Source organism: Streptomyces sp. NPDC031265, from assembly GCF_055570295.1.
On sequence record NZ_JBVIHM010000005.1, the window covers coordinates 197360 to 207294 of the forward strand.

The window sequence follows — 9935 nt, forward strand, 5'->3', positions numbered from 1 at the left end:
AAAGAAAAGACACCCAAACAGCAGCGGAGAGAGGAGCAAACAAGCGAAACAAAAACCCCCCCCCCCCCCCCCCCCCCCCCCCCCCCCCCCCCCCCCTTCGCGCCCAAGGGGCGCGGGGCTGTGTCTCTGTGCGGCTCCGCCGCGTGGGCGCGACCAGACACAGACGGCCCGCGGCTAAAAACCGGCCCCTCCCACACCCGTGAGGTCGCGTCAGCTCGCGGACTCTTCCCGCCGCACCGACAGCAGGTCCTCCAACTGCTCCTCGCGGGCCTGCGCGGCCACGAACAGCAGCTCGTCGCCCGCCTCCAGGGTCTCCTCCGGCTGCGGAGTGAGCACCCGGGTGCCCCGGATGATCGTGACCAGCGAGGTGTCCTCGGGCCAGGCCACGTCCCCGACCTGGGTGCCCGCCAGCGCCGACTCCGGCGGCAGCGTCAGCTCGACCAGGTTGGCGTCGCCGTGGCTGAAGCGCAGCAGCCGTACGAGGTCGCCGACGCTCACCGCCTCCTCGACCAGCGCCGACATCAGACGCGGGGTCGAGACGGCGACGTCCACGCCCCATGACTCGTTGAACAGCCACTCGTTCTTCGGGTTGTTGACCCGGGCGACCACGCGCGGCACGCCGTACTCGGTCTTCGCGAGCAGCGAGACGACCAGGTTCACCTTGTCGTCGCCGGTGGCCGCGATGACCACGTTGCAGCGCTGGAGCGCCGCCTCGTCCAGAGAGGTGATCTCACAGGCGTCGGCGAGCAGCCACTCCGCCTGCGGCACCCGCTCCACCGAGATGGCGGTGGGCGCCTTGTCCACGAGGAGCACCTCGTGACCGTTCTCCAGAAGCTCGCCCGCGATGGAACGACCCACCGCGCCGGCCCCGGCAATCGCGACGCGCATCAGTGACCGCCCTCCTCGGGACCCTGGGCGAAGGCCGCCTCGACCTTCTCGACCTCATCCGTACGCATCATCACGTGGACGAGGTCGCCTTCCTGCAGGACCGTCCGGGAGCTCGGCAGCACCGCTTCGCCCAGCCGGGTGAGGAACGCGACGCGCACGCCCGTCTCCTCCTGCAGCCTGCTGATCTTGTGGCCGATCCAGGCCGTGGAGGTGTGCACCTCCGCCAGCTGCAGCGCGCCGCTCGGGTCGCTCCACAGCGGCTCCGAGCCGGACGGCAGCAGCCGCCGCAGCATCTGGTCGGCGGTCCAGCGGACCGTGGCGACCGTCGGGATGCCGAGCCGCTGGTAGACCTCGGCGCGGCGCGGGTCGTAGATGCGGGCCGCGACGTTCTCGATCCCGAACATCTCGCGGGCCACCCGGGCCGCGATGATGTTGGAGTTGTCGCCGCTGGAGACCGCCGCGAACGCGCCGGCCTCCTCGATCCCCGCTTCACGCAGGGTGTCCTGGTCGAAGCCGACGCCGGTGACCCGGCGCCCGCTGAATCCGGAACCGAGCCGGCGGAAGGCCGTGGGGTCCTGGTCGATGACGGCGACCGTGTGCCCCTTCTGCTCCAAGGTCTGCGCGAGAGCGGCTCCCACTCGCCCGCAGCCCATGATGACGATGTGCACGTCCCCTCACATACTTCCTTGTCGGCGTTGCCCGGTGACGAGCTTATGCGGCTCGCGGCGGGATGCACTCACCAGCGTCGGTACTTCCGCGGGCGCAGTCGGTGAGCCTCCCACCGGACGACGCCCCGCCGCACATCCGTCGCGCAGGCTGAGACGCGTGAAAACGACACGGCGTTCACTCCCGCCGCACACCGCGCGCGCCGGGGCCGCGGAGCACCCCCGCGCCAGCACCGCCGAGCGGCTCTGTCTGGCCACCGCGGCCGCCCTGTTCGCCTCCGGTCTGTTCCATCTGGGCGTGTTCGCGGTGGCGGGCGGCCCCTGGGACGGGCCGGTCTCCTGGCGCAAGCCCGCCACCTTCGGCCTGTCCTTCGGCCTCACCCTGGCCGCGCTGACCTGGGTGACCTCGTACGTACGGACGGGGCCGCGCACCCGGGCGGCCCTGCTCGGCCTGCTGGCCGCCGACAGCGTCCTGGAAGTGGCCGGGATCACGCTCCAGGCGTGGCGCAAGGTGCCCTCGCACCTCGACATGCAGACGCCGTTCGACTCGGCCGTCTCGATGACGCTGGCCGTCGGCGGGGGCCTGCTCGTGGTGATCCTCACGTGGTTCGCGGCCGCCGCGTTCCGCCGTCCGCCGTCCGGACCGGTCGGAATGGCGCTCGCGGTCCGGGCGGGCTTCGCGATCCTGCTGGTCGGGCTCGCCTCCGGCGCCGCGATGATCGCCCGCGGCGTGGTGCTCACCCGCACCGGCCACCAGCTCGCCGCCTACGCCTCCACCGCGCCGCTCAAGCCGCTGCACGGCGTGAGCCTGCACGCGGTCCTGGTCCTGCCCGCCCTCGCGTGGCTGCTGTCCCGTACGTCACTCGGCGCCGAGAAGCGCGAGCGGACCGTGGCCGTGGCGACCGGCTGCTACCTGATCGCGGTCGTGGTCACGGCCGTGCGGGCGGCCCTCTCGTACTGATGGGGGGTGGCGGGTGGGCCGTGTCAATCCGCAGCCCCTACTCTTCTCTGTTGTGTCCAAACTGACCGACGTGCCCAAACGGATCCTGATCGGCCGGGCGCTGCGCAGCGACAAGCTGGGAGAAACGCTCCTCCCCAAACGCATCGCGCTCCCCGTCTTCGCGTCCGACCCGCTCTCGTCCGTCGCGTACGCGCCCGGAGAAGTCCTCCTGGTGCTCTCCGTGGCGGGTGTGTCGGCGTACCACTTCAGCCCCTGGATCGCGGTCGCGGTCGTGGTGCTCATGTTCACGGTGGTCGCCTCGTACCGGCAGAACGTGCACGCCTACCCCAGCGGCGGTGGTGACTACGAGGTCGCCACCACCAACCTGGGGCCCAAGGCCGGCCTCACCGTCGCCAGCGCGCTCCTCGTCGACTACGTCCTGACCGTCGCCGTCTCGATCGCCTCCGGCATCGAGAACCTCGGCTCGGCCGTCCCGTTCGTCGTCGAGCACAAGGTGCTCTGCGCGGTCGGCGTCATCGTGCTGCTCACGCTGATGAACCTGCGCGGCGTGAAGGAGTCGGGCAACCTCTTCGCCATCCCCACGTACGTCTTCGTGGGCGGCGTCTTCGTCATGATCGCGTGGGGTGCCTTCAAGGGCATGGTCCTCGACGACACGATGAAGGCCCCGACGGCCGACTACACGATCCACGCCGAGCACCAGGGCCTGGCGGGCTTCGCGCTCGTCTTCCTGCTGCTGCGCGCCTTCTCCTCCGGCTGTGCCGCGCTCACCGGCGTCGAGGCGATCAGCAACGGCGTCCCGGCCTTCCGCAAGCCCAAGTCCAAGAACGCGGCGACCACCCTCGCCCTGATGGGCGGCCTCGCGGTCACCATGTTCTGCGGCATCATCGCGCTGGCCATGACCACCAAGGTGCGGATGGCCGAGAAGCCCGCCACCGACCTGCTCAGCAACGGCGTCCCGGTCGGCGACGGCTACGTCCAGAACCCGGTGATCTCCCAGGTCGCGGAGGCCGTCTTCGGCAAGGGCAGCTTCCTCTTCGTCATCCTGGCCGGGGCCACCGCGCTGGTCCTGTTCCTGGCCGCCAACACCGCGTACAACGGCTTCCCGCTGCTCGGCTCGATCCTCGCCCAGGACCGCTATCTGCCGCGCCAGCTGCACACCCGCGGCGACCGCCTCGCGTTCTCCAACGGCATCGTGCTGCTGGCCGGGGCCGCGATCCTGCTCGTGGTGATCTACGGCGCGGACTCGACCCGGCTGATCCAGCTCTACATCGTCGGCGTCTTCGTCTCGTTCACCCTGAGCCAGACCGGCATGGTCCGGCACTGGAACCGGCACCTCGCCACCGAGCAGGACCCGGCCAAGCGCCGCCACATGGTCCGCTCCCGCGCGATCAACACCTTCGGCGCCTTCTTCACCGGGCTCGTCCTGGTCGTCGTCCTCGCCACCAAGTTCACCCACGGCGCCTGGGTCGCCCTGATGGGCATGGTGATCTTCTACGGAACGATGACCGCGATCCGCAAGCACTACGACAAGGTGGCCGACGAGATCGCGGCGGCCGAGGAGCGCCCGGACGAATACGTGCGCCCCTCGCGCGTGCACTCCGTGGTCCTGGTCTCCAAGCTCCACAAGCCGACCCTGCGCGCCCTCGCCTACGCCAAGCTGCTGCACGCCAACCAGCTGGAGGCGATCAGCGTCAGCGTCGACGCAGCCGAGACCAAGGCGCTCAAGGACGAGTGGGAGCGGCGCGGCATCGACGTACCACTGAAGATCATCGACTCGCCGTACCGCGAGATCACCCGCCCGGTCATCGAGTACGTCAAGGGCCTGCGCCGCGAGAGCCCGCGCGACGCGGTCAGCGTGTACATCCCCGAGTACGTGGTGGGCCACTGGTACGAGCACCTGCTGCACAACCAGAGCGCACTGCGCCTGAAGGGCCGTCTGCTCTTCACGCCGGGCGTGATGGTGACGTCCGTCCCCTACCAGCTCCAGTCCTCGGAGGTCGCCAAGAAGCGGGCCCGCAAGCGGCAGGAGTGGAACGCGCCGGGTTCGGTGCGGCGGGGCCCGGTGGCACCGCAGCGCCCGAAGGAGCCGACCGGGAAGGGCTGAGCGGCCGGCAGGGAGCCGAGCGGGAAGGCCTGAGCGGTCCGCTCGCCGACGTAGACTGGGGGGCTGCCGTCCGTATGCGGACGGCAGCCCCTCCTCACCACTTCTGGAGTCACCCCCACATGCAGAACGAGTCTGAGCCTTCGTCTTCGCTGGTCGGGGAGGAGTACGAGGTCGAGGTCGGCCCCGTGGCGCACGGTGGCCACTGCATCGCCCGCACGGAGCAGGGCCGGGTGCTGTTCGTGAGGCACGCGCTGCCGGGTGAGAAGGTCGTCGCTCGCGTCACGGAGGGCGAGGAGGACTCCCGCTACCTGCGCGCGGACGCGGTCGAGGTGCTGTCGCCGTCCAAGGACCGGGTCGAGGCGCCGTGCGCGTTCGCGGGTCCCGGCAAGTGCGGCGGCTGCGACTGGCAGCACGCGAAGCCGGGCGCGCAGCGCCGCTTCAAGGGCGAGGTCATCGCCGAGCAGCTGCAGCGGCTCGCCGGGCTGACGCCCGAGGAGGCCGGCTGGGACGGCACGGTCATGCCGGCCGAGGGCGACAAGCTCCCCGCGGGCCAGGTCCCGGCGTGGCGCACCCGCGTCCAGTACGCCATCGACGAGGACGGCCGAGTAGGCCTGCGCAAGCACCGCTCGCACGACGTCCAGGTGATCGACCACTGCATGATCGCGGCGCCCGGCGTCAGCGAGCTGGGCATCGAGAAGCGCGAGTGGCCGCAGATGGAGTCGGTCGAGGCGATCGCCGCGACGGGTTCGCACGACCGCCAGGTGGTACTGACCCCGCGCACGGGCGGCCGCCTCCCGCTGGTCGAGCTGGACAAGCCGGTCTCGGTCCTGCGGGTGGAGGAGAAGGACGGCGGCGTCCACCGCGTGCACGGCCGCGCCTTCGTCCGCGAGCGGGCCGACGAGCGCACCTACCGCGTGGGCATGGGCGGCTTCTGGCAGGTCCACCCGCAGGCCGCGGACACCCTGGTCAAGGCCGTGATGCAGGGCCTGATGCCGCGCAAGGGCGAGATGGCGCTCGACCTGTACTGCGGGGTCGGCCTGTTCGCGGGCGCGATCGCCGAGCGCGTCGGCGAGCAGGGCGCGGTGCTGGGCATCGAGTCCTCCAAGCGTGCGGTCGAGGACGCCCGCCACAACCTGGCGGACCTGCCGCGGGTCCGCGTCGAACAGGGCAAGGTCGACCAGGTCCTGCCCCGCACGAAGATCACCGAGGCGGACCTGATCGTCCTCGACCCGCCGCGAGCGGGCGCGGGCAAGCAGACGGTCAAGTACCTCGCGGGCCTGGGCGCCCGCCGCATCGCCTACGTCGCCTGCGACCCGGCGGCGCTGGCGCGGGACCTGGGGTACTTCCGGGAGGGCGGGTACCGGGTGCGGACGCTGCGGGCGTTCGATCTGTTTCCGATGACGCATCACGTGGAGTGCGTGGCGATCCTCGAACCGGTCGCAAAGGTCGCCTGACCTGCGGGTTCGGATGGTGTGCGTGAGGTGCGCCGTGGGCGTTACGGGCGACATCCCGACGCTGAGGACGACGCTCGGAACGCTCGTCCGACACCCGTCCTGATGGGCCGTCAGGTAGAGGTTCGCGCAGGTGCCGGCGGGTGGGGCGGCGCCTGCGCAGGGATCCGCTTCACCGTCTCCTGGTGCGGATTCGCGGGTCGTCGGCAGCGTCGGGGTCCAGCAGGGACGCGGCCCGTAAGGGGTGTTCGGTGACCGGGTGCGGTCAGCCTTGGTCAGTCGGCGACGGGCACCTGCGACGGGATTCGCTCGAAGGAGCCGGTGTGACTCACGGCTTGAGCGGCGCCCTCGTCCGCCGACACGCCTCAGGAGCCGCGGCCCGTAGGATGCCCTCGCCGCAACCAGCCAATGACGGGCTGTCTCCTGGATTTCTTGACGCTCGTTGATCACTGGCCCAAGACATCACCGCCGCCCAGGCATGATCTCGGCGAGCGGGTCCTCAAGGGAGCGTGCGGCCGTGGCGGCTCATTCGCCGGGCCGGTGCGGCCCCCGCTGACGCAGATCCTCAGGCGGGCAACGGAGCAGACCGCTCTTCCTGAAACGTTGTACTCCGAGTGGACCAATATCTGTGCCCGCGAAGTGAGGATTTTGCGGACCATGAAGTGAGCGTTTTTGACGCCATGGGCGGAGGCGAATTATTCAACGCGCACAGGCCGCTCCGGCGTGCTACTGTCGATCTCAGTTGCAGTTGTGGTTCCCAAAACTTCAAGTGCCCCCACCCGGCTCCTGCCGGTGGGAGCGCTTTTGTATTTCCGGTCATTTTCCGGGCGGGGTAATCATCGCGGCGACACGGCATCCGCACAGTGCGGATTCCGATGTACTGCCCCAAAGGAGATATGACATGGCTGCTGGTACCGTGAAGTGGTTCAACGCGGAAAAGGGCTTCGGCTTCATCGAGCAGGACGGTGGCGGCCCGGACGTGTTCGCCCACTACTCGAACATCGCCGCCCAGGGCTTCCGTGAGCTGCTCGAAGGCCAGAAGGTCAACTTCGACATCGCGCAGGGCCAGAAGGGCCCGACGGCCGAGAACATCGTTCCGGCCTGACGCTGACGCACATTCTGTAGCTGGGGCCCGCATCCTTCGGGGTGCGGGCCCCAGCTGCACGCGTTTCCCGCGGTGGTTTCACCCGCGGGTCGACTCGGAGGAATCCGCAGTCCCACCACACGCGGATCCTCCTTCAGGATGCAGACGCATCCTGAAGAGCTGCACCGCAGTCGACGCCCCGGATATCACGTCTGCATCGCGTCGCCCATTTCAGCACCTGCGCCCCCGGAGATTTCCGCCGGCCAGATCTGCTTTCTTTTGCCATCGGTCCATACTTGTAATTCTCCATGCCGCTCATCGCTGCGGGAATTCCTTGATATGTGCCACATCAGGGAAGGTTCCGCATGAACCGCACACGTACGAACGACCGCTCCGCCCGCGCCCGTAAGGGCAGTGCCGACGCCGGAATGGGCGGCAGCCGCTTCGGCTCGCAGGCACCGCGCCGTTCCGCCGGGCCTGCCCGTTCCAGCGGTTACGGCCGCCGGCCCGCCGCAGTTCAAGGCGAGTTCGCGCTCCCCAAGACGATCACCCCCGCGCTGCCCGCCGTCGAGGGCTTCGCCGATCTCGACATGCCCGAGCAGCTACTGGCCGAACTCGGCAAGCAGGGCGTGACCGCGCCGTTCCCGATCCAGGGCGCGACGCTGCCGAACTCCCTGGCGGGCCGTGACGTCCTGGGCCGTGGACGCACCGGCTCCGGCAAGACCCTCGCCTTCGGCCTCGCCCTGCTCGCCCGCACCGCCGGACAGCGTGCCGAGCCCCGCCAGCCGCTGGGACTGATCCTCGTACCGACGCGTGAGCTGGCACAGCAGGTGACCGACGCGCTCACTCCGTACGCCCGCTCCGTCAGGCTGCGACTGGCCACGGTCGTGGGCGGGATGTCGATCGGCAAGCAGGCCGGCGCGCTGCGAGGCGGGGCCGAGGTCGTCGTCGCGACCCCGGGCCGGCTCAAGGACCTCATCGACCGTGGCGACTGCCGGCTGAACCAGGTCGCCATCACGGTGCTGGACGAGGCCGACCAGATGGCCGACATGGGCTTCATGCCGCAGGTCACCGCGCTGCTCGACCAGGTGCGTCCGGAGGGGCAGCGGATGCTGTTCTCGGCCACCTTGGACCGTAACGTCGACCTGCTGGTGCGCCGCTATCTGACCGACCCCGTGGTGCATTCGGTCGACCCGTCGGCCGGTGCGGTCACGACGATGGAGCACCACGTCCTGCACGTCCACGGGGCCGACAAGCACGCCGCCACGACCGAGATCGCGGCCCGCGACGGCCGGGTGATCATGTTCCTGGACACCAAGCACGCCGTCGACCGGCTGACCCAGGACCTGCTCAACAGCGGTGTACGGGCCGCCGCGCTGCACGGCGGCAAGTCGCAGCCGCAGCGCACCCGCACGCTGGCGCAGTTCAAGACGGGACACGTCACCGTGCTGGTGGCGACCAATGTCGCGGCGCGCGGCATCCACGTCGACAACCTCGACCTCGTGGTGAACGTCGACCCGCCGACCGACCACAAGGACTACCTCCACCGCGGCGGCCGTACCGCCCGCGCCGGCGAGTCCGGCAGCGTCGTCACCCTGGTCCTGGCCAACCAGCGCCGCGACATGAGCCGCCTGATGATGGCCGCTGGGATCACGCCGCAGACCACCCAGGTCCGCTCGGGCGACGAGGCCCTGCGCCGGATCACCGGCGCCCAGGCCCCGTCCGGCATCCCGGTCGTCATCACCGCACCGGTGGTCGAACGCCCCCAGCGCAGCGCCTCCTCCCGAGGCCGGCGCCGCCCCGCGTCGGCGACCCGGCGCGCGCCCGTACGCCAGTCCGTCTTCGGTGCGGCGGCCTAGAACCTTCGTGATCGGGAAGCCGACCCATCCCTGCAGGAGGCACCTTTTGACGCTGGTTCAGACGCAGCTCCGCCCCGCCGTCGCCAGCCCCGTGCACAGGACGGTGGCGCAGGTCATGGACGCGGCCGGACCGCAGGTCTGTGACGACATGAGCGTCGAGGTGGCGCTGTCCGTCATGGCCGCCGCCCGCACGGGTCGACTGGTCGTCTGCGACCAGGACGGCCAGTGCACCGGCATGGTCACCCAGACCGAACTCACCACCGTCCGCGACAGCTCCGCTTACACGGACCGCGTCCGCCTGCGCGACATCCTCGGCGACCACGGGTCGTTCACCTCACCCGTGACCACGATGGCCGAAGCCGAGCACGTGATGCGCTCCCGCCGGCTCGGTGCCCTGCCGGTGGTCGACGAGCAAGGCAGCGCCCTGGGCGTCCTCGCCCTCTCCCGCTGAACCGCCTCACCCTGGTCGGACCGTTCTCTCCTTCTCCCTGTGAGGCCACATGCGCTGCGTCATCGCCCGCTTCCCCTTCGAGCTCACCAAGAGCGGCGTGCTGGAATCGATGAAGGGCATCAAGCCCGAACCGGGCACCGGCGAATCCGTGATCATCGGCCGCCGCCACTACCCCGTCAAGCAGGTCGGCCAGGTCATCACCCGCCAGGACCGCCGTGACTTCAGCGCCGACGAGGTCCTCCGGGCCATGACTCGGCTCGGCTTCACCTGCCGCACCCTCCCCACGACCGCACCCGTACGCATCCTCAGCTCGCTGCAGCGAGCCTCCGCGATGCTGGGCACGCCCGTATCCGTCTGACCGAGGGAACAGGCACGACCCGACACCTGAATGGCAGTGGGGGGGGGGGGGGGGGGGGGGGGGGGGGGAGGGGGGGGGGGGGGGGGGGGGGGGGGGGGGGGGGGGGGGGGGACG

The 9935-nt window shown here is 70.3% G+C and carries 9 protein-coding genes; 7 read left to right on the top strand and 2 right to left on the bottom strand.

Annotated features, from left to right (window positions below):
• Positions 1–210 precede the first annotated feature (210 nt).
• Together ACZ499_RS11055 and ACZ499_RS11060 are read right to left on the bottom strand one after the other, a co-directional pair.
• A complete protein-coding gene (locus tag ACZ499_RS11055) occupies positions 211–888 on the bottom strand; it encodes a potassium channel family protein (protein WP_468408513.1) in 678 nt (225 codons plus the stop codon).
• Entirely contained in the window at positions 888–1556 is a 669-nt protein-coding gene (locus ACZ499_RS11060; RefSeq protein ID WP_468673810.1) for a potassium channel family protein, read from the bottom strand. The genes ACZ499_RS11055 and ACZ499_RS11060 overlap by 1 nt, the downstream gene beginning before the upstream one ends.
• 157 nt (positions 1557–1713) lie before the next feature.
• Here ACZ499_RS11060 and ACZ499_RS11065 point away from each other — a divergent pair, with 157 nt between their 5' ends.
• From ACZ499_RS11065 to ACZ499_RS11095, 7 genes are all read left to right on the top strand, one after another.
• Positions 1714–2514 (top strand): hypothetical protein, encoded by an 801-nt coding sequence (locus ACZ499_RS11065; RefSeq protein WP_468673812.1) that lies wholly within the window; start codon positions 1714–1716, stop codon positions 2512–2514.
• 52 nt (positions 2515–2566) lie between these two features.
• Positions 2567–4618, top strand: coding sequence for an APC family permease (locus ACZ499_RS11070; protein WP_468673814.1), 2052 nt, complete (start codon positions 2567–2569; stop codon positions 4616–4618).
• Positions 4619–4737: 119 nt separating this feature from the next.
• Entirely contained in the window at positions 4738–6072 is a 1335-nt protein-coding gene (locus ACZ499_RS11075) for a class I SAM-dependent RNA methyltransferase (protein WP_468673816.1), read from the top strand.
• An 898-nt stretch (positions 6073–6970) separates the two neighbouring features.
• A complete protein-coding gene (locus tag ACZ499_RS11080; protein WP_030664939.1) occupies positions 6971–7174 on the top strand; it encodes a cold-shock protein in 204 nt (67 codons plus the stop codon).
• A gap of 344 nt (positions 7175–7518) precedes the next feature.
• Positions 7519–9012 (top strand): DEAD/DEAH box helicase, encoded by a 1494-nt coding sequence (locus ACZ499_RS11085; protein WP_468673818.1) that lies wholly within the window; start codon positions 7519–7521, stop codon positions 9010–9012.
• Positions 9013–9058: 46 nt separating this feature from the next.
• Entirely contained in the window at positions 9059–9463 is a 405-nt protein-coding gene (locus tag ACZ499_RS11090; protein WP_468673820.1) for a CBS domain-containing protein, read from the top strand.
• Positions 9464–9512: 49 nt separating this feature from the next.
• Positions 9513–9821, top strand: coding sequence for an SCO5918 family protein (locus tag ACZ499_RS11095; RefSeq protein WP_468673822.1), 309 nt, complete (start codon positions 9513–9515; stop codon positions 9819–9821).
• The last annotated feature ends 114 nt before the right edge of the window (positions 9822–9935 follow it).